The sequence below is a fragment of the Pseudomonas sp. P105 genome (assembly GCF_032614175.1).
Lineage (GTDB): Bacteria > Pseudomonadota > Gammaproteobacteria > Pseudomonadales > Pseudomonadaceae > Aquipseudomonas > Aquipseudomonas rhizophila.
Genome location: NZ_CP126693.1, coordinates 2,592,963 through 2,616,308 on the forward strand (window position 1 = coordinate 2,592,963; position 23,346 = coordinate 2,616,308).

Below are 23,346 nucleotides of genomic sequence, written 5' to 3' on the forward strand. Positions count from 1 at the left end.
TCTGTGTCGGTCCTTGAATGGGTACTAATCCCAAGTCGTCGGGCAACCCGTACACCCTTGCATATTCGCATCCTGAAAATTCCCGTAATGCTGGCGTGAACCGCTCATGTTGGCGTCTTCCAGGTTGCTTTCGCCAAGCTTGGCTTCCTGCAGGTTGGCGTCGCGCAGGTCGGCGCCCTTGAGGTCTGCCTTGCTCAGCCAGGCCATTTCCAGGTCGGCGGCTTGCAGGTTGGTTTCGTGCATTCGGGCGCCGGACAGCCGGGCGAATTGAAGATACGCGGCGCTCAGGTCGGCTTTCTGGAACTGCGCGCCCTGGGCAAACAGGCCCCAGCCCTGGATAGCCTTGAGCGTGGCCCCACTGAAGTCCGCCAGGCGCAGGTTGCTTTGCTGCAAGCTGGCACGGGTCAGGTTGGCGCCTTGCAGACGAGCCTTTTCCAGATTGGCCAGGTCCAGCCGCGCATGGCGCAAATCGGCGCCCCGCAGGTCGGCACCGCTGAGGTTCATTTTGCGCAGGTCCTGGTTGGCCAGCCGGGCCCCGCGAAGGTCGGCGCCGGGGCATTGGCTGGACTCGGCGATGATGCAGCCGTTGATGGTCAGGGGCATGTCGAGGTCGTCGGCGCTGGCATTTGCGGCGAACACGATCAATAAAACCAGTGGATAGTTCATGGCAGGAACTCGAGTTAACTGTGGGAGCGAGCCTGCTCGCGATTGCGGCGGTACATTCAACATCACTGCCAACTGAACCACCGCTATCGCGAGCAGGCTCGCTCCCGCAAGGGTTATTGGCGGGCCACCTTGTTATCCCAACTCGGAATCTTGAACACCCAGAACGACCCGCCCTGGGCCACCGGCTTGGTCAGCTCGGCCATGTCGCCGCCCCACAACGGCACGGCGCCGCCGTAGCCGACGGTCACGCCGATGTACTGTTCGCCGTCCTGTTCCCAGGTGATGGGCGGGGAGACGATGCCGCTGCCGGTCTGGAACTTCCACAATTCCTGGCCGGTCTTGGCGTCGAAGGCCTTGAAGAAGCCGTCGCCGGTGCCGGTGAACACCAGATTGCCCTTGGTGGCGAGCACCCCGGCCCACAGCGGCAAGGCTTCTTTGTGTTCCCAGACCACCTTGCCGGTGGTGGGGTTCATCGCCCGCAGGCTGCCGACGTGATCGTCATACATGCGCTTGATGCGAAAGCCCATGCCCAGGTAGGCCGAGCCTTTCTTGTAGTTAACCTCTTCGGTCCAGTATTCCTCCTTCCACTGGTTGCCCGGCACGTAGAACAGCCCGGTGTCCTGGCTGTAGGCCATGGGATTCCAGTTCTTGCCACCCAGGAAAGGCGGTGAGACTTCCACCGGTTTGCCCTTGGTTTCACCCGGCAGTGGCTTGGCCGGACGCTGACCTGGATTTTCCACCGGGCGGCCGGTCTTCAGGTCGATGTGGCTGGCCCAGGTGATGTTGTCGACGAAAGGGAAGGCGTTCTGCAGCTTGCCGTTGTTGCGGTCCACGACGTAGAAAAAACCGTTGCGGTCGGCGTGAGCGGTGGCCTTGACCAGCTTGCCGTCCTTGTCTTTGTAGTCGAACAGCACCAGCTCGTTGTTGCCGGAGAAATCCCAGGCATCGTTGGGTGTGTGTTGGTAGAACCACTTCACCTCGCCGGTACTCGGGTCGACGCCCACCTGGCCGGAGGTGTAGAGGCTGTCGTAATCCTGCGGGTTGCCATCCTTGGCCGTGCGCGCCCAGGTGTTCCATGGCCCCGGGTTGCCGGCGCCGACGATGATGGTGTTGGTTTCGGGGTCGAAACTGGCGCTCTGCCAAGGTGCGCCGCCGCCGTGGCTCCAGGCCTCGACCTTGCCGGTTTCGGTGGTTTTGTCGTCGGGCCAGGACGGTGCTTTCACATCGCCGGTCGGCGTGCTGTCCTTGCCGTTGAGACGGCCCATGTGGCCTTCGACGAAAGGCCGCATCCAGACTTCTTCACCGGTGTCCGGGTCCCGGGCGAACAGTTGCCCGACCACGCCGAACTCATCCCCGGAACTGCCATGGATCAACAGCACCTTGCCGCTGGTCTTGTCCTTGATCAGCACCGGGGCTCCGGTCATGGTGTAGCCGGCCGCGTGATCGCCGAACTTCTTGTTCCACACCACTTTGCCGGTGTTTTTATTCAGGGCGACCACCCGCGCATCCAGCGTGCCGAAGTAGATCTTGTCGCCGTAAATGGCCGCGCCCCGATTGACCACGTCGCAGCACGGGCGAATGTTGTCCGGCAGCCGATGGCTGTAGGTCCACAGGCGTTTGCCAGTCTTGGCGTCGAGGGCGAACACCCGCGAGTAAGAGCCGGTGACGTACACCACGCCGTCGCTGACGATGGCCTGGGACTCCTGGCCGCGCTGCTTTTCGTCGCCGAATGAATAAGACCAGGCCGGCGTGAGCTTGAACACGTTCTTGTCATTGACCTGGGCCAGCGGGCTCCAGCGCTGGGCGTTGGTGCCCATGCCGTATTGCAATACGTCGCGGGTGGTCAGGTGGTCGTTGGCGATGTCTTCCCAGGTGACTGCGGCGTTCGCCTGCGGAGTCAGGGACAGGCTGCCGGCCAGCAGCAAGGCCACGGTCAGGGAAGAGAGGGCGGGGAGCGTTTTTATTGTCATGGTGGGCATTCCCAGTGAGGTTTTGGCCTGACTAGGTTGGGTCGCGTCAGGGCTCTACCGATACGGAAAAAGTCCCGCCCTTGCCGGGAAGACTTCCCGAACCGGCTGTCTTTGCGAACCGCGCCGGATGACCCGCTACCAAGGAACTAGAGTGCGGCCACCAAAGCAGCATTCGGCTGGGGTGCAGGCGTTCCTAAGATGACGGCACGGCCTCTGTAGAGAGGTCTTGCGTGCAAATTCGAGGGCATAACAATGACAACAAAACGCAACGCCATCATCGCTACCGCATTGCTGATAGGGCTGACCGGCGCAGGCTCCGTGTGGGCCCATGGCAACGTAGTGCCCCAGGCAGTGGAAACCAAAGGGCTGACCCCGATCAAGGACACCGGCCTGCCAACAGATGGCGATGGTTGGCTCGCCCAGAACCCTTACCGCAGTTCTCCCGAGCGAGACAAAGCGGTGGAAATCGGCGCCTCGGCCTACAACCAGAACTGCGCCGCGTGCCACGGCCTGGAAGCCAAGTCCGGTGGGATTGCGCCGGATCTGCGCATGCTGGACGCCGCCGAAGCCGGAGATGAGTGGTTTGTCGAGCGCGTGCGTCACGGCGCGGTGCGCGACGGCCGGGTCTACATGCCGAAAATGGCGGACTACTTAAGCCAGGAAGCCTTGTGGGCGGTGCGCACCTATCTCGACAGCGTGCACGTCGAGGAGTGATCGCCATGCGCCTGTTCGCGTGGATATTCTGCAGCCTGTTGCTGTGTGGCCAGACGGTTCAGGCACAGGTGCGTAACTACGACGAAATGATCGCCGCCGGCGAGCTGAAAGTGGCGGTGTATAAGGATTTTGCCCCCTATAGCTTCGAAGACCACGGCCAGCCCCGGGGCGTGGACGTGGAGTTGGCCCAGGCCCTGGCCAAAGCCCTTGGCGTGCGCCTGCGATTGATCTGGGCGCCGCCCGGCGAAAAGCTCGATGACGACCTGCGCGATTACATCTGGCGCAGCAGTGCCCTGCATGGTCGGCAACTGGCCGACCTGATGATGCGCGTGCCTTACGATCGCGACTACGTACAAAAGCGCAACGACATCGGTGAACTGGAAAACGCCCAGGTCGCCATGTTCGGGCCTTATCAGCAGGAGTGCTGGCAAGTGGCGTACGACCGCCGCCGGCTTGAAAGCGTAGGCAGTGTCGCGGTATTCCAGCAGCACCCCATTGGCGTTGAAGTCGACAGCGTGCCGTCGTTCTACCTGACCTCGGTGTTCAACGGCATGCTCAGCGCCAGGACCCATCACTTCCCCGGCGTAGGCCAGGCGTTCAAGGCCATGCGGGCCGGGCAGGTCGACGCGGTCATGGCCATGCGCGGGGAGATCGACTGGCAACTGCATGAGGCAGCCGATCCGCAACTGGCATTGGCCGAAAATGCTTACCCGAACATGGGCAAGCAACGTTGGGAAATCGGCATGGCGGTGCATGAGAGCAACCGGCAGCTGGCTTATGCGGTGGAAGAAGCGCTGGAAGGGTTGATCCGCGACGGTAGTCTCAAAACCATCTATGCCCATTACGGCCTGCGTTACGAAGTGCCCGAGATGTATCAATAGGAGCGCAGGGATGAACTGGCGAGCGTGGGGTCTGCTGTTGTGCTGCCTGCCGTTGACGGCGACGGCGCTCGAGACCGGGAAGGACCCGGTGCCCTCGGTGATGTGGGCCTTCTATCACAAACAATTGCTGGGTGAGGCGCCGTTCGTGTTCGACGACCGGGTCCGGTTGCTGGCGCCGCCTTTTGCCGAAGACGCGCGCCAGGTGCCATTGCAGATCGATGCCCGCGCATTCACCGGCGACGTGGTGCGCATGCTGGTTTGGGCCGAACTGAACCCGCTGCCCAAGATCGTCGATTTCCAGCCGGGGGAGCGGGTGCTGCCCTGGCTGTCGATCCGCATTCGCATCGAGCAGGCCACGCCGTTGCGCGCTGCCGTGCAGACCCGTGACGGGCTGTGGCACGTCGGCTCGACACTGATCGACGCGGCCGGTGGCGGCTGCACCGCGCCAAGCGTGGTGCGGACCCAGCCGGGCTGGGAAGAACACTTGGGCGAAGTGCTGGGAGCTCGTTACCCCCGAGGTGAAGACAGCCGCCTGCGCCTGCAAGTCGCCCACCCGATGGACAATGGGCTGGTGAGCGGCATCCCGGAGTTTTACCTCAACCAGGCGCAGTTGCTGGACGCCGACGGCCAGGTGCTGGCGCGCCTGGAGCTGTTCCCGGCCGTCAGCGAAAACCCCAACCTGAGCTTCGACATTCAAGGCCCCGGGCAGACCCGCCTGTTGTTGCGTGACAACAGCGGCAATGAATTCGAGGCTACGGTCCCCTGACCACAAGGAGCGCGCCATGCGTTGGTTGTTGCTGATCTGGCTGGGCCTGTGCCTGCCGACATGGGCCGCAGCGGACTATTCACTCAAGCCCCGGCAGATCGCCGAAGGCACCTGGCTGCTGGAAGGCAGCACGGACAATTTTGCCAAGGCCAACGGCGGCAACATCGTCAACACCGCTTTTATTGTCACCGAGGCCGGCGTGGTGGTCATCGACAGCGGCCCGTCCCGGCGCTACGGGCAGGCCTTGCGCCAGGCGATTGCCGCGATCACCGATAAGCCGGTAGTCCAGGTGTTGCTGACCCATCATCACCCCGACCATGTCTTGGGCAACCAGGCCTTCAGCGACGTCTCCATCGGCGCGCTGGCGGGGACCACGGATCTGTTGCGCCAGCAGGGCGATGCCATGGCCGAGAACATGTACCGGCTGGTCGGTGACTGGATGCGTGGCACCGAAGTGGTGTTGCCAAACCAAGTGCTGGTTCCCGGTCCGCTGAAGGTCGGCAACCATTCGTTGCGTCTGCTGGCATTGGCCGGGCACACCGGGGCGGACCTGGCGATCCTCGATGAAACCACCGGCGTGTTGTTTGCCGGCGATCTGGTGTTCTACGAACGAGCCCTGACCACCCCGAACAGCCCCGGTCTGGAGGTCTGGCTCAAGGATCTGGACACCCTGCAAAGCCTGTCGTGGAAGCAGATCGTACCCGGCCATGGTCCAGTGGCGAGCGATGCCCGGCCTTTCTTGCAAATGCGCGACCACCTCAGCTGGCTCGACCAACTGATGCGCGACGGCGCGGCCCGGGGCGATGACATGGCCGAGATGATCCGCAGCCCCATCCCCGAGCGTTTTGCCGGGATCAGCCTGAGTCGCTATGAATTGATTCGCAGTGTCAGTCATCTTTATCCGCGTTATGAGCGGGTAGGGATGAAGCGAGTAGATGCCAAGATTGAGTAGTCCCGGCAAATCCCCCGGCTAGCGCCAAAAATGAAAAAAAGCGGGCCTTGGTCTAAGGTCATTGTTAAGGACACAGCAGGGGTGTGGTGCCTGAAAAAATAGCCGAAGTCGCGGAACCGAAGATGTCATGGCCGCAGAGTGCTTTCTACGCAAGGCAGAACTCTGGAGCAGCGATGAAATGACCATCACAAAAATCCTCCACGACAAAGTCCACGCCAATGGCATCGAAATGCACTATCGGTTTACCGGGCAAGGGGCACCGATCGTCCTTCTCCATGGCTGGCCACAACACTCTCTGATGTGGAATCGGGTCATGGCGGAACTCGCCGACCAGTATCTAATCATTGCCCCGGATCTGCGCGGGGCCGGAGGATCGTCGATTACGCCCGGGGGCTACGACAAGCGGACCATGGCGCGCGATCTACGAGCCCTCATCGAGAAGCTCAACCTGGGGCCGGTCTTCCTTGTGGGCTACGATCACGGTGTTGGCGTTGCTTACCAATATGCCGGCGCGCACCCCAACGACGTTCGACGGCTGGCCCTCGCCGAATATGCGCTGCCGGGGTTCGGCTACGAGGCCAAGCTGACGCCGTCTCGAGACTGGGACGTTGCCAGCAGCTGGCAACTCAGCTTCTTCACCCAGCCCGATGTTGCGGAACTGTTCATTCGCGGAAAGGAGCGCGAGCTGCTCTCCTGGTTCTTCTGGAAGATGTCCGCCAACCCTGAGGGCGTGAGCGGCGAGGACTTCGAGGAATATGTCCGGCAGATCATCAAACCAGGCGCGCTGCGAGCGGGCCTCAATTACTACGCTGCGGTCTGGCAGGACATGGACGACCATTCCGAAACCGCTCGGCGGGGCAAACTGCAGATGCCCGTGCTCGGCATTGGTGGTCGATGGGGGTTCGCCGAGAAGACCAGCCTGCTCCTCGAACCGGTGGCGCAGCACCTGAGTGGGACCGTCATTGAAGGTGCCGGACACTGGCCGGCCGACGAACGTCCCGACGAATTCGCCCGAATCTTGCGCGATTTTTTCCAAGCCGACTCGCCCTGAAGCCGGCATGCCGTTCACGCAAGGCTGGCGCCACCTTATCGGCTTCCTGAGGGAACAGCGTTGTAACGGTCCAATCCCGTCTTCACATGTACCAAGGAACTAGAAAACTCAACACAGCGGGCAATTGTTGACGACGGCCCCAAGGCCAAGAATCTGCGGCAGACCGGGAAAATTTCCCGGGTATAACAATAACCGCAGAGGTAGCCGTCATGACTCATCCCGCACGTCGCCAGCCCTTCGCCGTGAGCCTGCTGCTCAGTGCCATGCTGCTGTCCGGTTCGGCCTTGGCCGCCGTGACCGATCAGGAAATTCTCCAGGACCCGAAAAACCCGCAGCAGGTCGTGACCAACGGCCTCGGCGTGCAGGGCCAACGCTATAGCCCGCTCGACACGCTCAACGTGAATAACGTCAAGGATCTGCGTCCGGTCTGGGCGTTCTCCTTCGGCGGTGAAAAGCAGCGCGGCCAGCAGGCCCAGCCGATGATCAAGGATGGGGTGATGTACCTCACCGGTTCCTACTCTCGGGTGTTCGCGGTGGATGCACGCACCGGCAAGAAACTCTGGCAATACGATGCGCGCCTGCCCGATGACATTCGTCCTTGCTGCGACGTGATCAACCGTGGCGTGGCGCTGTATGGCGACCTGGTGTATTTCGGCACCCTGGACGCCAAGCTGGTGGCGTTGAACAAAGACACCGGCAAAGTGGTGTGGAGCAAGAAAGTCGCTGACCACAAGGAAGGTTATTCCATCAGCGCCGCGCCCATGATCGTCAATGGCAAGCTGATTACCGGCGTGGCGGGCGGCGAGTTCGGCGTGGTGGGCAAGATCAGCGCCTACGACCCGAAAAACGGCGAGCTGCTGTGGACCCGTCCGACCGTGGAAGGGCACATGGGTTATGTCTACAAGGACGGCAAGGCTATCGAGAATGGCATTTCCGGTGGCGAAGCCGGCAAGACCTGGCCGGGGGATCTCTGGAAGACCGGTGGTGCGGCGCCCTGGCTGGGCGGCTACTACGACCCGGAAACCAATCTGCTGCTGTTTGGCACCGGTAACCCGGCACCGTGGAACTCCCATCTGCGCCCTGGCGACAACCTCTATTCCTCGTCGCGCCTGGCCCTTAACCCAGACGACGGCAGCATCAAATGGCACTTCCAGAGCACCCCTCACGACGGCTGGGACTATGACGGCGTCAACGAACTGATCTCCTTCAACTACAAGGAAGGGGGCAAGGACATCAAGGCTGCGGCCACCGCCGACCGCAACGGCTTCTTCTACGTGCTCGATCGCACCAACGGCAAGTTCATCCGCGGCTTCCCGTTTGTCGACAAGATCACCTGGGCCAGCGGCCTGGACAAGGAAGGGCGGCCGATCTACAACGAGGCCGGCCGTCCGGGCGCGCCGGGCAGCGAAGCCAAGGGCAGCTCGGTGTTTGTCGCGCCGGCGTTCCTCGGGGCGAAGAACTGGATGCCGATGGCCTACAACCAGGACACCGGGTTGTTCTACGTGCCGTCCAACGAATGGGGCATGGACATCTGGAACGAAGGTATCGCCTACAAGAAGGGCGCGGCGTTCCTGGGGGCCGGTTTCACCATCAAGCCGCTGAACGAGGACTACATCGGTGTGCTGCGGGCCATCGACCCCAAGACTGGCAAGGAGGTCTGGCGTCACAAGAACTTCGCGCCGCTGTGGGGCGGAGTGCTGACCACCAAGGGCAACCTGGTGTTCACCGGCACGCCTGAAGGATTCCTGCAGGCCTTCAACGCCAAGACCGGGGAAAAGGTCTGGGAATTCCAGACCGGCTCCGGTGTGCTCGGTTCGCCCATCACTTGGGAAATGGATGGCGAGCAATACGTCTCCGTGCTCTCGGGCTGGGGTGGCGCGGTGCCGTTGTGGGGCGGCGAAGTGGCCAAGCGCGTGAAGGACTTCAACCAGGGCGGCATGCTCTGGACCTTCAAGTTGCCGAAAGAGTTGGTGGCCAAGCGCTGAGCCAACCTTGGCAAATGTAGAACCTGTGGGAGCGAGCTTGCTCGCGATGGGGCCAGAACATCTTGCATCGATGGTGACTGATCCGCCGCCATCGCGAGCAAGCTCGCTCCCACATAAAAGCTCCGATTCATCCTCGGATCGCGGCAAAACCTACGACCAAATAACGAGAGCCCCCCTGCCAATGACGCATTCGTCCAGCATGCGGGGCTCTCTACCATCGGCCTATCGCCTGTCCCGCGACAGGCATCGACCAGGCAGAGGCCCATTATGATCTATGCACAACCCGGAACCCCAGGCGCCGTCGTTACCTTCAAGCCGCGCTATGGCAATTTCATCGGCGGCGAATTCGTCGCGCCGGTTAACGGCGAGTATTTCACCAATACGTCCCCGGTCAACGGCGAGGTCATCGCCGAGTTCCCACGCTCCAGCGCCGCTGACATTGACAAGGCCCTGGACGCAGCCCACGCCGCTGCCGATGCCTGGGGCAAGACTTCGGTGCAGGATCGCTCCCTGGTGCTGTTGAAAATCGCCGACCGCATCGAACAGAACCTGGAACGCCTGGCTGTCAGCGAGACTTGGGACAACGGCAAAGCCGTGCGCGAAACCCTCAATGCCGACGTACCGCTATCGGCCGACCATTTCCGTTATTTTGCCGGCTGCATCCGCGCCCAAGAGGGTGGGGCCGCCGAGATCAATGAACTGACCACCGCCTATCATTTCCACGAACCGCTGGGCGTGGTCGGACAGATCATCCCGTGGAACTTCCCGCTGCTGATGGCCGCCTGGAAACTCGCCCCGGCCCTGGCCGCGGGTAACTGCATCGTGCTCAAGCCAGCGGAGCAGACGCCGTTGTCGATCACCGTGTTCGTCGAGCTTATCGCCGACCTGCTGCCGCCCGGTGTGTTGAACATCGTCCATGGCTTTGGCCGCGAAGCCGGTGAAGCCCTGGCCACCAGCAAGCGCATCGCCAAGATCGCCTTCACCGGCTCGACCCCGGTGGGCTCGCACATCATGAAATGCGCCGCCGAGAACATCATCCCGTCCACCGTGGAGCTGGGCGGCAAGTCGCCGAACATCTTCTTCGAAGACATCATGCAGGCCGAGCCGGCGTTCATCGAAAAGGCCGCCGAAGGCCTGGTGCTGGCGTTCTTCAACCAGGGCGAAGTCTGCACCTGCCCATCACGGGCGCTGGTGCAGGAGTCGATCTACGCGCCATTCATGGCCGAGGTCATGAAGAAGATCGCCAAGATCAAGCGCGGCAATCCGCTGGATACCGAAACCATGGTCGGCGCCCAGGCGTCCCAGCAGCAGTACGACAAGATTCTTTCGTACCTGGACATCGCCCGGGAGGAGGGCGCCGAGCTGCTCACGGGCGGCGCGGCGGAACATCTTGAAGGGGATTTGTCGAGCGGCTATTACATCCAGCCGACCCTGCTCAAGGGCCACAACAAGATGCGCGTGTTCCAGGAAGAGATCTTCGGCCCGGTGGTGGGCGTGACCACGTTCAAGGATGAAGCCGAAGCCCTGGCGATCGCCAACGACACCGAGTTCGGTCTCGGCGCCGGTCTCTGGACCCGCGACATCAACCGCGCCTACCGCATGGGCCGGGCAATCAAGGCCGGGCGTGTCTGGACCAACTGCTACCACCTGTACCCGGCCCACGCCGCGTTCGGTGGCTACAAGAAGTCTGGCGTGGGTCGTGAAACCCACAAGATGATGCTCGACCATTACCAGCAGACCAAGAACCTGCTGGTGAGCTACGACGTTAATCCGTTGGGCTTCTTCTAACCCAGAAACACCCCCCTGTGGGAGCGAGCTTGCTCGCGATAGCGGTAGATCATTCAACCTCTATGTTGAATGTTCCGACGTCATCGCGAGCAGGCTCGCTCCCACATTTGGATTTGTGTGATTGCAGCATTGCTACCAACGCACCCCACCCACCGCTTCGAAAGTAGCATTCGAACGCCGGGTACAGCGTGCATTAATGACGTTGCCGGAATGGCCCGGTACAAGAAGAGGAAAGACCCATGTGGACTAAACCCGCGTACACCGACCTGCGTATAGGCTTTGAAGTGACGATGTACTTCGCCAACCGATGAGCGTTGGCCCGGCCTGAGATGTTCAGGCCGGGCTACCCATTTGGTCTGATTGCAATCACGGTGGGATGCTTTAGGCTCAGGGTATTCCCGGAACAATAAGAACAGGCTTACCGATGAGCCAGAGTCTCAGCCCGCTGCGCAAGTTCGTTTCACCTGAAATCATGTTTGGCGCCGGTTGCCGGCACAATGTCGGCAATTACGCCAAGACGTTCGGCGCACGCAAGGTGCTGATCGTCACCGATCCCGGCGTGATCGCCGCAGGATGGGTCGCCGATGTCGAGGCCAGTCTCCAGGCCCAGGCCATCGATTACTGCATCTACAGTGCCGTCTCGCCCAATCCCCGGGTCGAAGAAGTCATGCTCGGGGCCGAGCTGTACCGGGAAAACCACTGCGATGTCATCGTCGCGGTCGGTGGCGGCAGCCCCATGGATTGCGGTAAAGGCATCGGCATCGTCGTTGCCCATGGTCGCAATATCCTGGAATTCGAAGGCGTGGACACCTTGCACGTGCCCAGCCCACCGTTGATCCTGATTCCCACCACCGCCGGCACCTCGGCGGACGTGTCGCAGTTCGTGATCATTTCCAACCAGCAAGAGCGCATGAAGTTTTCCATCGTCAGCAAGGCCGCGGTGCCGGACGTGTCGCTGATCGACCCGGAAACGACCCTGAGCATGGACCCGTTTTTGTCCGCCTGCACCGGCATCGATGCGCTGGTGCATGCCATCGAGGCGTTTGTATCCACCGGCCACGGCCCGCTCACCGACCCCCATGCGCTGGAGGCCATGCGCCTGATCAACAGCAACCTGGTGCAGATGATCGCCAACCCGGCGGATGTCGCCCTGCGGGAAAAGATCATGCTGGGCAGCATGCAGGCCGGCCTGGCGTTCTCCAACGCGATTCTCGGTGCGGTGCACGCGATGTCCCACAGCCTGGGCGGGTTCCTGGATTTGCCCCATGGCTTGTGCAACGCGGTGCTGGTGGAGCATGTGGTGGCGTTCAACTACAACTCGGCGCCCGAACGTTTCAAGGTGATTGCCCAGACGCTGGGTATCGATTGCCGGGGCCTCAATCACCGGCAGATCCGCACCCGGCTGGTGGAACACCTGATTGCCCTCAAACGCACCATCGGCTTTCACGAAACCCTGGGGCTGCACGGGGTGAGTACTTCGGATATTCCGTTCCTGTCGCAACATGCTATGCATGACCCGTGCATTCTCACCAACCCTCGGGAGTCGAGCCAGCGGGATGTCGAGGTCGTCTATGGCGAAGCCCTCTGACGAACAGCAAAAAGCCCTGGCCGGGCTGCTGGGACTGGGCAATCACTCCACGCGCAAGAGCCACTATCCGGAACTGGCCGCGCGCCTCGATGAGCTGGAACAGGCTCGGCAACACCTGCAACAGCTCAACGATCAGTTGGAACAGCGGGTGGCCGAACGTACCGACGCACTGCTGGAGGCCAACCGCAACCTGCAACAACAGATCACCCAACGCGAGCTGATCGAACAACAACTGCGCGACGCTCGGGACGCTGCGCAGGCGGCCAACCGCAGCAAGGACAAATACCTGGCCGCCGCCAGCCATGACCTGCTGCAACCGCTCAACGCCGCACGCCTACTGATCGCCACATTACGCGAACGCTCGCTGCCCACCTCCGAACACGTGCTGGTGGAGCGTACCCACCAGGCGCTCGAAGGGGCGGAAGACCTGCTCACCGACCTGCTGGACATCTCCCGGCTGGACCAGGCTGCAGTCAGGCCGGACCTGGCGCCGTATCGGCTGGATGAGTTGCTCGCGCCGCTGGCTTCGGAGTTTCAATCGGTGGCTGGCGCTGCCGGCTTGGAGCTACGGGTACGTTTCGGCGACGAAACAGTGATGACCGACCTGCGGCTGATGACCCGGATCTTGCGCAACCTGCTCAGCAATGCCTGTCGCTACACCGCTCAGGGCGGCATCCTGTTGGCCGCGCGGCGTCGGGGCGAGCGGTTGAGCCTGGAGGTCTGGGACACGGGGCGCGGTATTGCTGCCGACTGCCTGGAGTCGATCTTCCTGGAGTTCAACCAGCTGGACGTAGGTCGCGCTGCCGATCGCAAGGGTGTCGGCCTGGGTTTGGCGATTGTCGAGCGTATCGCCCACATTCTCGGTTATCGGGTCCAGGTACGTTCCCGCCCGGGGCGCGGTTCGGTATTCAGCATCGAGGTGCCGTTGTCTGCTGAAAGACTGCTGCCCATGGCCCAGATGCCCGCCCAGGCCGTCGCCGGTAACCCGCTGCCTGGCCGCCGTCTGCTGGTCATCGACAATGAGCTGAGCATTTTGCAAAGCATGGCCGCGCTGCTGGGGCAGTGGGGGTGTGACGTGTTGACCGCCACGGACGAGGCGGGTGCCTTTGACGTGCTGCAAGGCCGCGCGCCGGAACTGATCCTGGCGGATTTCCACCTGGATCATGGCGTCGTCGGGTGCGAAGTGGTCAAGCACTTGCGCGAGCATTTCCAACAGACGATCCCGGCGGTGATCATCACCGCCGATCGCAGCGACCAGTGCCGCCGCGCCTTGCGCAAACTCAATGCGCCACTGCTCAACAAACCGGTCAAGCCCGGCAAATTGCGGGCGGTGTTGAGTCAGTTGCTCGGGTAGCGGGTGGAGAGGTGACGCCAGATTTCACCAACAATCCCTTGTGGGAGCGAGCCTGCTCGCGATAGCACTGGGTCAGCTTGCATCACTGTCTAATGCGCCACCGCCATCGCGAGCAGGCTCGTTCCCACATTTTTCAGCCAGTGCGCCATCAAAACGCCGTCATTTGGTCGGTGTTTATGCCTTGAATGAAAAAAGAGGCTTCGGTCTGTTTAGTTCATTCTGTAAACTCCCCCCGCTGCGACAATCGGGCGCGGCCATGTCTGGCCCGATTACAAGCGTTTTGCAGTGTCCCTCACCCAGCTGAAGCCAAGACCTACAAGAAGTCAGCGCCGGAGAGACATAAAAGCGAGGCCGACGATTCTCGGCCCCTGTAGGTCCATCCTCCAGTCTCGTCTCGACCCCAGTCATGCCGTATGCCGGCCATGGCGTGGTCTATCATTGCCGGACTGGTGGGCGGAATGGCGTTCTACCCTAGGGATACACACATGTTGAAGAAAACACACACGGCGCTGCTGGGCCTGGCGATGGCGATGGGTCTTGCGACCACGCACGCCGCCGAGGCAAAAAAAGTGGATGTCCTGCTCATTGGTGGCGGCATCATGAGCTCGACACTCGGCGTTTGGCTCAATGAGCTGGAACCGGACTGGACCATGGAAATGGTCGAGCGCCTGGACGGTGTTGCCCAAGAGAGCTCCAACGGCTGGAACAACGCCGGTACCGGTCACTCCGCGCTGGCCGAGCTGAACTACACGCCCGAAGACAAGAATGGCAAGGTCGAAATCGCTAAGGCCATCGAGATCAACGAAGCGTTCCAGGTTTCCCGTCAGTTCTGGGCCTGGCAGGTCAAGAACGGCGTGCTGAAGAACCCGCGCTCGTTCATCAACTCCACCCCGCACATGAGCTTTGTCTGGGGCGAGGACAACATCGCGTTCCTGAAGAAGCGCTACGAAGCCCTTCAGGCCAGCCCGTTGTTCGCCGGCATGCAGTACTCCGAAGATCGCGAGCAGATCAACAAGTGGGTACCGCTGATGATGCAAGGGCGTGATCCGAGCCAGAAAGTTGCGGCCACCTGGAGTCCCTTGGGCACCGACGTGAATTTCGGCGAAATCACCCGTCAGTTTGCTGCTCACCTGCAAACCAAACCGAACTTCTCCCTCAAGCTGTCCAGCGAAGTGCAGGACATCACCCGCAACGAAGACGGCACCTGGCGCGTTGCGTACAAGAACCTGAAGGACGGTAGCGAAACCGAGACCGACGCCAAGTTCGTGTTCATCGGCGCTGGCGGCGGTGCCTTGCACCTGCTGCAGGAAGCCGACATCCCCGAAGCCCGTGAATACGCCGGCTTCCCGGTGGGCGGCTCGTTCCTGGTGACCGAGAACCCAACCATCGCCCAGATGCACCTGGCCAAGGCCTACGGCAAGGCTTCGGTTGGCGCACCGCCGATGTCGGTTCCGCACCTGGACACCCGCGTGCTCGACGGCAAGCGTGTGATTCTGTTTGGCCCGTTCGCCACTTTTTCCACCAAGTTCCTGAAGAACGGTTCGTACTTTGACCTGCTGACCAGCACCACCACCCACAACGTGTGGCCGATGACCAAGGTGGGTATCGAACAGTACCCGCTGGTTGAATACCTGGCCGGCCAGTTGATGCAGTCGGACGAAGATCGCTTCAACGCCCTGAAGGAATACTTCCCGGACGCCAAGCAGCAAGACTGGCGCCTGTGGCAGGCCGGCCAGCGCGTGCAGATCATCAAGCGTGATGAAGAGAAGGGCGGCGTTCTGAAACTGGGTACTGAAGTGGTCGCCTCCCAGGACGGCAGCATCGCCGCTCTGCTGGGTGCTTCGCCAGGTGCCTCGACTGCTGCGCCGATCATGCTGACGGTGCTTGAGAAGGTCTTCAAGGACAAGGTCGCCACCCCGGCCTGGCAGGAAAAACTGCATCAGATCGTGCCAAGCTACGGCACCAAGCTCAACGAAAGCCCTGAGCGTGTGGCTCAGGAGTGGGCTTACACCAGCGAAGTCCTGCAGCTGGACACGCCACCGACGATCGGCCAGCAGCGCACCGCGCCTGCACCGACTGCGCCGGTCGCTGCCCCGCAAAGCAACCCGGCGGCCGACATGGCGCTGTAAACCGGACGTTGTCTGGTGAATAAAAAACGCCGCTCATCGAGCGGCGTTTTTTTTCGTCTATGATTTTTCGATCCCCGAAGAGGATCAAACCATGACTCGCCTGACCGCCAAGGACTTTGCCCCCGAACTGCTCGAGCTTTACGATTTTTACGCCCACGGCCAGATATCCCGAAGGATCTTCCTGGAGCGGGCCAGTCAGTTTGCGGTGGGCGGGCTGACGGCCGGCGCACTGCTGGCGTCGTTGAGCCCCAACTATGCCCAAGCGATGCAGGTGAACTTCACCGACCCGGATATCGTGGCGCAGTACATCACTTATCCCTCTCCCAACGGTCACGGTCAGGTGCGCGGCTATCTGGTCCGGCCAGCCAAGGCTAGCGGCCCGGTGCCCGGTGTGGTGGTCGCCCATGAGAACCGTGGCTTGAACCCCTATATCGAGGACGTCGCCCGGCGTGTGGCCAAGGCCGGTTTCGTGGCGCTGGCGCCGGACGGCCTGACCTCGGTGGGCGGGTATCCGGGTAACGATGACAAGGGGCGCGAGCTTCAGCAGCAGGTTGATCCCGAGAAGCTGATGAACGATTTTTTCGCTGCTGTTGAGTTTCTGATGAAACACGACGCCATTGGCGGCAAGAAAGTCGGCATCACCGGTTTCTGCTACGGCGGCGGGGTGGCCAATGCCGCCGCCGTGGCGTATCCCGAGCTCGGCGCGGCGGTGCCATTCTACGGGCGCGGGCCCAAACCTGAGGACGTGCAGCGAATCAAAGCACCGTTGCTGATCCACTACGCCGAACTCGACACCCGCATCAACGAAGGCTGGCCGGCCTATGAAGCAGCGCTCAAGGCCGGGAAGAAGACCTATCAGGCCTATATCTATCCGGGCGTCAACCATGGCTTCCACAACGACTCGACCCCGCGCTATGACGAAGCGGCTGCCGAACTGGCGTGGGGGCGCACCCTTGAGTGGTTCAAGCGTTACCTGGGGTGAGCGCCACGTCGCGGCTCAGTAGCGAATCATCACGGACTTGAGTTCCGTGTAGTCGTCGATGAAGGCGCTGCCGAACTCCCGGCCCATCCCCGAAGACTTGCTGCCGCCAAAGGGCACGGCCGGGTCGAGCAGGGTGTGCATGTTCACCCATACGGTGCCGGCTTCGATGGCGGGCACCATGCGCAGGGCCTTGCCCAGGTCATTGGTCCAGAGGCTGGCACTCAGGCCGAACGGCGTGTCGTTCATCAGCTCCAGTAGTTCTTCTTCACTGTCGTAAGGCAAGAACGTGGCGATCGGGCCGAAGGTCTCTTCGTGAAGCAAGGTATCGCTGCGACTGTTGGCAAGGATGATGGTCGGCTCGACATAACAGCCCGGTCCGTCGATCAACTTGCCGCCGTGAATGATGGTGTTGTCTTGCGCCCGGGCCTTGGCAAAGAACTCACCGAGTTTGCGCTGATGCTGGCGGTTGGTGACCGGGCCGAACTCGGTGGCTTCGTCCAGGGGCGAGCCGATATTGAGTTTGCTCAGGCGCTGGGCCAGTTTGTCCATGATCGGTTCAAGCTGCGAACGATGGACAAAGAACCGCTCGGCCGCCGCGCAGATTTGCCCTGAGTGCAGAAAACCCGCTTCGATGATGCCGTTGACCGCCACGTCCGCCGCCACGTCCGGCAGAAAACCCGCCGCATTCTTGCCGCCCAGTTCCAGTGTGGCACGGGTCAGCCCGGCGCCCATGGCGCTCTGGCCGACGGCGAGGCCGGTTGGCACGGAACCGGTGAACGAAACCTTGTTTGTGCCAGGGTGCTCGATCAACCCTTTGCCTACTTGACCACCGCCGGTCACCACGTTGAGGGCACCCGGTGGCAGGCCCGCGTCCATGGCCAGTTCGGCGATGCGCAGGATGGTCAGCGGCGTGAACTCGCTGGGTTTGATGATGATGCTGCAGCCGGTCACCAGTGCCGAGGCGAGTTTCCAGATGGCAATCATGGTGGAGAAGTTCCACGGCACGATGCCGACCACCACGCCCACCGGTTCGCGCAGCGTGAACGCGGTGTAGCGTTCACCAGCGAAGGAGGGCAGCGACGGGGTGATGGTCTGGCCGCTGATCTTGGTGGCCCAGCCGGCGTAATAACGCAAAAAATGCGCGGCCTGGTCGACCTCGAAAGCGCGGGATATCTGGATGATCTTGCCCGACTGGCAGGTTTCGATCTGCGCCAGTTCTTCGCGATGGCGCTCCAGCAGGTCCGCCAGCTTGAGCAGCACGTGACCGCGCACCGCCGGTGCCACCGCAGACCACTGCTTGAACCCGCGCCGCGCCGACTCCACCGCCGCATCGATATCGCCTGGCGAGGCTTCGCTGACCTGTGCGATGACCTGGCCGGTGGCGGGGTTGACGACGTCCAGCGTCTGCGCGCTTTGGCTTTGGACATAACGACCGTCGATGAACAGCGCGTGGTGTCGGGCGAGAAAAGCTTCGACCTGAGGCAGCAGGGCAATATCGCTCATGAGGGTTTCCTGATCGCGGGCAAGGGAAAGTCTGGAGGTTAATCCCTGGGGGCCGATGCGGCTTGACTGTGCCTGCCGCGGGGTATGTCTGTGGCTGCCAGTTTCCGGGAGGGGCTGGCAGCCAGGAGCAAAAGCCATTGCAGCCATGTACAAGCCAGCGCGACCGGTTTGCGTTCAGATCAGTGTTTCGACTGACGGGCAAAGGGGCGGGCGATGTTTCTCCAGACCAACAAACAGAAGCTGGCGTTGATCGCGCAAATACAACGCGCATTGGCCGGAGAGGGCGGCGACGCCCCGATGCTGGAGGTGTATCCGTCACTGCGGGACTGTCTTGAGCAACACGCACGGCAGATGACGCAGGCAAGCGAAGACCTGCACAATGCCCAGGCACAGGTGAGCGAGCAGAGCGCGCGAGGCCGGCAACGTGAGCATGAACTTGAGGTGGCTCGCCAGCAGTTGGAACAGACCCTGGAGCGCGAGCATCGGCTTGAAGCACGCCTGGATGAACACCGCCAGCAGTTGCAGCAACTCCAGCAGCAAGCGCACATCTGGGAGCTGCTGCAATCGACCCTGACCGAAGGCTGCTGGGACATCACGGTGGTCAATGGCGATCTGCAGCACCCCGCCAGCGCCATGCGTTTTTCCAGTCAGTTCCGCTCGCTGCTGGGCTACACCGCCGATGAGTTACCCGATGGCTGGGATGCCCAGGTCAGCATCACCCACCCTGACGACCTGCCAAAGATCATGGCGATTTTCGAGCGGGAAATCCTTGGCTCCCAGGGCAGCGGCGAGTACGTATTCGAATACCGGATGCGCCATAAAAGCGGGGATTACATCTGGTGTCGCGAGCGTGGTCGGGCGTTACGGGATTCGCACGCACGCCTGGTTCGGGTCATCGGTGCGGTGCGCGATATCAGTGATGAACGCTCGGCCCAATCCACCCACCAGCGCATGCTGGAGCAGAACCAGGTGACCTACGCCCAGATTGCCACCGTGGTGGGGGTGATCAAGGGCATCGCCGAGCAGACCAATCTGCTGGCCTTGAACGCCGCCATTGAAGCGGCCAGGGCGGGCGAGGTCGGGCGCGGTTTTTCCGTGGTGGCCGATGAGGTGCGCAAACTGGCAGAAAGCACTCGCCAGGCGACCCATCAGATCCAGACCATGTTGCATCAGCACAAACAATAATTCGCCCGGGAGCTGCCTTCGGGGCAGCTCCCGGTTGCTTCAGAATGGAACCGCTACCACCAGTTGGCTGTAGACATTGGTGCCGTTGCCACTCACTTGATTGCCGCCGTTGCTCGCGTCCTTTTCCGGCTTGTACAGACCCACCAGTGGCGTGACGATCAGGTGTTCGTTCACGGCCCATTCCACATACAGGTCCAGCTCCCGTCCATCGAGATTCAGCGCGTCGCGGGTGTGCAGGGTCTTGTAGTCGAAGAATAGCGCGCCGATAGTCACTGCCTCTGTTGGCTTGAGCTTGAGCCCCAGGTGCTGGACAGCGGTGTTGCTGTTGAACGGCCCGGAATAGTTGCCGGTGACTTCGCCCTGGAACCAGGTGCCATAGCCGCGACTCGTGCCGTTGAACATCGAGTCCCAGTCCTTGGAGTAGCGGCTGTAGCGATAGGTCAGGTCCGGGGTCCAGGGCAGCTCAGCGAAGGTGTAGCCGGCTTCGGTGTACCAGGCTTTCTCCGGGCCGGCGTCCTTGTCCTGCCAGGCGTATTCGAAGGCAAAGTGGGCATTGTCGATGCCGGCATTCCCCGCGCCCCGCAGGCTGTAGATGTCCATGCCTTCGCGCTGCTTCTGGAACTCGCTGGCGTAGCGATCATCGACGTCGATGCCATGGATGTAGGTCAGCCCCAGGGTGCCTGGTGCGGCGCTGTATTGCAGGGTACCGGCGGCCATTTCGGTATTGGCCTGGGCGCGGTTGTCGGACTTGATCCACATCAGGCTGCCGTGTACGCCTTCCTGGCCGCCCAGGCGCAGCACGGCGGTCTTGTCGAAGGCATGACGGGCCGCCAGGTAATAGGCGCCGCCGCGGTTGAACTCACCGTCGGCCACGCCTTTGCCCAGGTTCAGACCGTCGTCATTGATGATGAAACCATCGCCGAGGGTAATGACCTGGCGACCGTAGGACAGGTCGACGCCGTCCTTGCCCAGCGCCGGGAACAGATCCCCTGAACGCCAGCCGGCAAACGCTTCATCGAACTTGGTGGTGCGTTCGGATCCGTCGCTCAGGCCCGCGGCATCGCCGTCGCCCCAGGTACCGGAGCTGACCAGATTGGCCGTCCCGTAGACGCTGCCCATGGCGCCGAGTGTCTGGTCGATACTCAGGCCATACTTGATAAAACCCTCACGCCAACTTGAGCCGCCGCGGGTGCCGTCATAGTTCTTGCGACTATTGAACATCCCGTAGACCGCCAGGAAGTTGCCGGTAACCGTGGTGTCGTCGTCGGCGTAAAGCTCATAGGCCTGGGCCGACGAATCAGCCACCAGCAGGGCGATTCCAAGGCCGATGGCGTTGCGCAGCAAAGGTGTATTGCGGGTGTGCTCCATGGTGTTTTCCCCAGTGTGATAGGACATCAGAGCGCCCATTAAGGGGAGACCGGGGCAGGGAAGTCTTTTACCTGCCTGCCAGATAATTGATCCAGCCCGCCAAGGCGCGAGCGCTGGCAGGCAGCAACAAAACCGGCGGCAGACACGGGCAAGACGCTCGGGCCGAGGGCGGCGCACAGTGATCCTGCACGCGACGCCGTTTCGATCAGGGACTGGCTGGGGAAGGCTTGAGCGCCGGCTCCTGGACGGCAGTGGCATCCATACTAAAAATCCGCTTTCGAGGATCTTCACGATGTCGATCAATGACAGGCTCACCGAGCACTTGAACCGGGGTACGGTGGGCTTTCCCACCGCGTTGGCCAGCACCATTGGCCTGATCATGGCAAGCCCGGTGATTCTCACCGCCACCATGGGCTTCGGTATTGGCGGCAGCGCCTTTGCCGTGGCGATGTTGATCGCCGTGGTCATGATGCTGGCCCAGGCGACCACCTTCGCCGAAGCCGCCTCGATCCTGCCCACCACCGGCTCGGTCTACGATTACATCAACTGTGGCATGGGACGCTTTTTTGCAATCACCGGTACGCTGTCGGCCTACCTGATTGTCCATGTGTTCGCCGGGACTGCGGAAACGATCCTGGCCGGGGTCATGGCCCTGGTGAATTTCGAGCACCTCAACACCCTGGCCGAATCGGCGGGTGGCTCCTGGCTGTTGGGTGTAGGGTTCGTCGTGGTCTTCGGCGTGCTGAACGCGTTTGGTGTCAGCGCCTTCGGCCGGGCCGAGATCATCCTCACGTTCGGCATGTGGACGACCCTGATGGTGTTCGGCGTATTGGGCTTGATCGCCGCTCCGGCGGTGGAGCTGGAGGGGTGGTTTGGCGCATCCGTGGTGGGCACCGACCTGGTGACGGTGCTGTCGCTGGTGGGCATGGCCATGTTCATGTTTGTCGGTTGCGAGTTCGTCACGCCACTGGCGCCGGACCTGCGGCGCTCGGCCACGACCATGCCGCGGGCCATGATGCTGGGGTTGTTCGGCGTTGCCACGTGCATGTTCATTTATGGCGCGGCGATGAAGCGCCAGGTCGAAAACGTGCTGCTCGATGCCACCAGCGGCGTGCACTTGCTGGACACGCCCATGGCGATTCCGCGATTCGCCGAGCAGGTCATGGGCGATATCGGCCCGATGTGGCTGGGGATCGGCTTCCTGTTTGCCGGAGCGGCGACCATCAACACCCTGATGGCCGGTGTGCCGCGGATTCTGTATGGCATGGCGGTGGATGGTGCGCTGCCGCGGTTTTTCACCTATCTGCACCCTCGTTTCAAGACCCCCGTGCTGTGCATCCTTGTGGCGATGCTGATTCCCTGTCTGCACGCGCTGTGGCTCGGCGGCAATACCGACAACATCATGCACCTGGTGCTGGCTGCAGTGTGTGCCTGGAGTTTTGCCTACCTGTTGGTGACCGTGTCGGTGATCAGCCTGCGGATCCGTCGTCCGGATCTGCCACGGGCCTATCGCTCACCGTTTTTCCCGCTGCCTCAGATCCTGTCCAGTGTCGGCATCGTCATCGGCATGTGGTTCATCACTCCACCAGGCATGAATCCGGCAGACATTTACGTTCCATTCGCGGTGATGCTCGGTGGCACTGCGGCCTACGCCTTGTTCTGGACCCTGGTGGTGCAGAAGGTCAATCCATTCAAGCCCGCGTCGGTGGAAGACGTGCTGGCCAAGGAGTTTTCCCATGAGCCAGGGCAACCTGTCAGCGAGTTTGACGAACGTGCTGCGAAGACTGTCTGAGCTGTTCAGTGCCCACCGTGCCCCGGTCGGTTATCGTCCCGGGGTGACGCTGGAACACTTGCGGCGCAACCTCGGGCTGGCGCGATTCGAGATGTCCGGCCCGGTGACGGCGATGGCCGTCACCGATGATGGTTGCTTGCAGGTGGAGATCGTCGAGCGCACCGAGTCGCAGTTGTTGATGCACCTGGTGATGACCGAGTTCGTGCTGCGCGTGCCTGCGTCGAGAGAGGGCACGGCCCGCGTGGAACTGCACCATGGCGGGGCCGTGCGTCGCCAGGGTATTCGTTGTCGGCTCAAGGAAGGGGACAATCAGCTGTCGGCTCGTTTGAAGACGGCCATAGAGGGCGATCCGGCGCTGTACCAAGCCCTCATGCCGCTGGACTTCAAACGCCTGCGCATCGATCTGCAAGACCACCAGTGGTGCGTGCGGCTGGAGCACATGGGCGGCAGTGAGGTGGTGAATCGGATGCCGGCCTTTCGGCGCTACATTGCTTTGAGCCGCGAGCAACGGATTGCCTTGTGGGCGGTCTTGAGCGGCTTGCAAAGGGTGCTGGGAACACTCTGATTTGTGGGCTTTGCCCTGGCATCAATTGTGCTACTGCTCTGGCGATCAGGTACTTGTTGCGTGCATATAGATAACATGTTAACTATTGCCGTACAAAAACAATAAGC

General features: G+C 61.8%; 19 protein-coding genes. 15 read left to right on the forward strand and 4 right to left on the reverse strand.

Features of this window, described 5'->3' with window-relative positions; all coding sequences use genetic code 11:
* Positions 1–24: 24 nt before the first annotated feature.
* Together QOM08_RS11755 and exaA are read right to left on the reverse strand one after the other, a co-directional pair.
* Positions 25–666 (reverse strand): pentapeptide repeat-containing protein, encoded by a 642-nt coding sequence (locus QOM08_RS11755; protein WP_316912988.1) that lies wholly within the window; start codon positions 664–666, stop codon positions 25–27.
* A 113-nt stretch (positions 667–779) separates the two neighbouring features.
* Entirely contained in the window at positions 780–2,636 is a 1,857-nt protein-coding gene (gene exaA / locus QOM08_RS11760) for a quinoprotein ethanol dehydrogenase (protein WP_047229002.1), read from the reverse strand.
* Positions 2,637–2,888: 252 nt separating this feature from the next.
* Between exaA and pedF the strand changes: the two genes are divergently transcribed.
* The 12 genes from pedF to yghX all read left to right on the forward strand — a co-directional run bounded on the left by pedF (position 2,889) and on the right by yghX (position 16,826).
* On the forward strand, positions 2,889–3,350 hold the full coding sequence (gene pedF, locus QOM08_RS11765) for a cytochrome c-550 PedF (RefSeq protein ID WP_076385155.1): 462 nt from the start codon (positions 2,889–2,891) through the stop codon (positions 3,348–3,350).
* Positions 3,351–3,355: 5 nt separating this feature from the next.
* A complete protein-coding gene (locus QOM08_RS11770) occupies positions 3,356–4,231 on the forward strand; it encodes a substrate-binding periplasmic protein (protein WP_047229004.1) in 876 nt (291 codons plus the stop codon).
* A gap of 10 nt (positions 4,232–4,241) precedes the next feature.
* The gene (locus tag QOM08_RS11775) at positions 4,242–4,997 is read left to right on the forward strand and encodes a quinoprotein dehydrogenase-associated SoxYZ-like carrier (protein ID WP_139050450.1); all 756 of its coding nucleotides are present in this window, start codon (positions 4,242–4,244) and stop codon (positions 4,995–4,997) included.
* A gap of 16 nt (positions 4,998–5,013) precedes the next feature.
* A complete protein-coding gene (locus QOM08_RS11780; protein ID WP_316912989.1) occupies positions 5,014–5,949 on the forward strand; it encodes a quinoprotein relay system zinc metallohydrolase 1 in 936 nt (311 codons plus the stop codon).
* Positions 5,950–6,127: 178 nt separating this feature from the next.
* Positions 6,128–7,000 (forward strand): alpha/beta fold hydrolase, encoded by an 873-nt coding sequence (locus QOM08_RS11785; protein ID WP_274090835.1) that lies wholly within the window; start codon positions 6,128–6,130, stop codon positions 6,998–7,000.
* Positions 7,001–7,209: 209 nt separating this feature from the next.
* The gene (locus tag QOM08_RS11790; protein ID WP_076385149.1) at positions 7,210–8,985 is read left to right on the forward strand and encodes a PQQ-dependent methanol/ethanol family dehydrogenase; all 1,776 of its coding nucleotides are present in this window, start codon (positions 7,210–7,212) and stop codon (positions 8,983–8,985) included.
* 267 nt (positions 8,986–9,252) lie between these two features.
* Positions 9,253–10,773, forward strand: a complete 1,521-nt coding sequence (locus QOM08_RS11795) for an aldehyde dehydrogenase family protein (RefSeq protein WP_316912990.1) — start codon at positions 9,253–9,255, stop codon at positions 10,771–10,773.
* A gap of 239 nt (positions 10,774–11,012) precedes the next feature.
* Positions 11,013–11,084 (forward strand): pyrroloquinoline quinone precursor peptide PqqA, encoded by a 72-nt coding sequence (pqqA, locus tag QOM08_RS11800; protein WP_003243383.1) that lies wholly within the window; start codon positions 11,013–11,015, stop codon positions 11,082–11,084.
* A 113-nt stretch (positions 11,085–11,197) separates the two neighbouring features.
* Positions 11,198–12,361 carry an alcohol dehydrogenase-like regulatory protein ErcA gene (gene ercA / locus QOM08_RS11805; protein WP_076385145.1) on the forward strand — a complete coding sequence of 388 codons (1,164 nt, stop codon included), beginning with the start codon at positions 11,198–11,200 and terminating at the stop codon, positions 12,359–12,361.
* Complete coding sequence (locus QOM08_RS11810; protein ID WP_047229924.1) at positions 12,345–13,715, forward strand: hybrid sensor histidine kinase/response regulator; 1,371 nt, start codon at positions 12,345–12,347, stop codon at positions 13,713–13,715. Before ercA ends, QOM08_RS11810 begins: the two co-directional genes overlap by 17 nt.
* A 485-nt stretch (positions 13,716–14,200) precedes the next feature.
* Entirely contained in the window at positions 14,201–15,844 is a 1,644-nt protein-coding gene (gene mqo / locus QOM08_RS11815; RefSeq protein ID WP_316912991.1) for a malate dehydrogenase (quinone), read from the forward strand.
* 91 nt (positions 15,845–15,935) lie between these two features.
* A complete protein-coding gene (gene yghX, locus QOM08_RS11820; RefSeq protein ID WP_160892512.1) occupies positions 15,936–16,826 on the forward strand; it encodes a YghX family hydrolase in 891 nt (296 codons plus the stop codon).
* 15 nt (positions 16,827–16,841) lie between these two features.
* Here yghX and QOM08_RS11825 read toward each other — a convergent pair whose 3' ends face one another.
* Entirely contained in the window at positions 16,842–18,329 is a 1,488-nt protein-coding gene (locus tag QOM08_RS11825; RefSeq protein ID WP_274090838.1) for an aldehyde dehydrogenase family protein, read from the reverse strand.
* A 213-nt stretch (positions 18,330–18,542) separates the two neighbouring features.
* On the opposite strand from QOM08_RS11825, the gene QOM08_RS11830 reads away from it, so the two are divergent.
* Positions 18,543–19,514, forward strand: a complete 972-nt coding sequence (locus tag QOM08_RS11830) for a methyl-accepting chemotaxis protein (RefSeq protein WP_316912992.1) — start codon at positions 18,543–18,545, stop codon at positions 19,512–19,514.
* Positions 19,515–19,553: 39 nt separating this feature from the next.
* On the opposite strand, the gene QOM08_RS11835 is transcribed toward QOM08_RS11830, so the two are convergent.
* The gene (locus QOM08_RS11835) at positions 19,554–20,882 is read right to left on the reverse strand and encodes an alginate export family protein (RefSeq protein WP_107323238.1); all 1,329 of its coding nucleotides are present in this window, start codon (positions 20,880–20,882) and stop codon (positions 19,554–19,556) included.
* 292 nt (positions 20,883–21,174) lie between these two features.
* Here QOM08_RS11835 and QOM08_RS11840 point away from each other — a divergent pair, with 292 nt between their 5' ends.
* On the forward strand, positions 21,175–22,674 hold the full coding sequence (locus tag QOM08_RS11840) for an APC family permease (protein ID WP_139050442.1): 1,500 nt from the start codon (positions 21,175–21,177) through the stop codon (positions 22,672–22,674).
* Positions 22,619–23,239: a DUF3156 family protein gene (locus QOM08_RS11845; protein WP_076385135.1), complete on the forward strand. Its 621-nt coding sequence runs from the start codon at positions 22,619–22,621 to the stop codon at positions 23,237–23,239. The genes QOM08_RS11840 and QOM08_RS11845 overlap by 56 nt, the downstream gene beginning before the upstream one ends.
* Positions 23,240–23,346: the final 107 nt, after the last annotated feature.

Excerpts from the sequence above, each read along its gene's own strand:
- yghX (WP_160892512.1), top strand. The coding sequence starts at position 15,936 with ATGACTCGCCTGACCGCCAAGGACTTTGCCCCCGAACTGCTCGAGCTT.
- QOM08_RS11775 (WP_139050450.1), top strand. The coding sequence starts at position 4,242 with ATGAACTGGCGAGCGTGGGGTCTGCTGTTGTGCTGCCTGCCGTTGACG.
- QOM08_RS11845 (WP_076385135.1), top strand. The coding sequence starts at position 22,619 with ATGAGCCAGGGCAACCTGTCAGCGAGTTTGACGAACGTGCTGCGAAGA.
- mqo (WP_316912991.1), top strand. The coding sequence starts at position 14,201 with ATGTTGAAGAAAACACACACGGCGCTGCTGGGCCTGGCGATGGCGATG.
- QOM08_RS11810 (WP_047229924.1), top strand. The coding sequence starts at position 12,345 with ATGGCGAAGCCCTCTGACGAACAGCAAAAAGCCCTGGCCGGGCTGCTG.
- QOM08_RS11840 (WP_139050442.1), top strand. The coding sequence starts at position 21,175 with ATGTCGATCAATGACAGGCTCACCGAGCACTTGAACCGGGGTACGGTG.
- ercA (WP_076385145.1), top strand. The coding sequence starts at position 11,198 with ATGAGCCAGAGTCTCAGCCCGCTGCGCAAGTTCGTTTCACCTGAAATC.
- QOM08_RS11835 (WP_107323238.1), bottom strand. The coding sequence starts at position 20,882 with ATGGAGCACACCCGCAATACACCTTTGCTGCGCAACGCCATCGGCCTT.
- QOM08_RS11755 (WP_316912988.1), bottom strand. The coding sequence starts at position 666 with ATGAACTATCCACTGGTTTTATTGATCGTGTTCGCCGCAAATGCCAGC.
- QOM08_RS11795 (WP_316912990.1), top strand. The coding sequence starts at position 9,253 with ATGATCTATGCACAACCCGGAACCCCAGGCGCCGTCGTTACCTTCAAG.
- QOM08_RS11785 (WP_274090835.1), top strand. The coding sequence starts at position 6,128 with ATGACCATCACAAAAATCCTCCACGACAAAGTCCACGCCAATGGCATC.
- QOM08_RS11825 (WP_274090838.1), bottom strand. The coding sequence starts at position 18,329 with ATGAGCGATATTGCCCTGCTGCCTCAGGTCGAAGCTTTTCTCGCCCGA.
- QOM08_RS11770 (WP_047229004.1), top strand. The coding sequence starts at position 3,356 with ATGCGCCTGTTCGCGTGGATATTCTGCAGCCTGTTGCTGTGTGGCCAG.
- QOM08_RS11830 (WP_316912992.1), top strand. The coding sequence starts at position 18,543 with ATGTTTCTCCAGACCAACAAACAGAAGCTGGCGTTGATCGCGCAAATA.
- QOM08_RS11780 (WP_316912989.1), top strand. The coding sequence starts at position 5,014 with ATGCGTTGGTTGTTGCTGATCTGGCTGGGCCTGTGCCTGCCGACATGG.
- exaA (WP_047229002.1), bottom strand. The coding sequence starts at position 2,636 with ATGACAATAAAAACGCTCCCCGCCCTCTCTTCCCTGACCGTGGCCTTG.
- pedF (WP_076385155.1), top strand. The coding sequence starts at position 2,889 with ATGACAACAAAACGCAACGCCATCATCGCTACCGCATTGCTGATAGGG.
- QOM08_RS11790 (WP_076385149.1), top strand. The coding sequence starts at position 7,210 with ATGACTCATCCCGCACGTCGCCAGCCCTTCGCCGTGAGCCTGCTGCTC.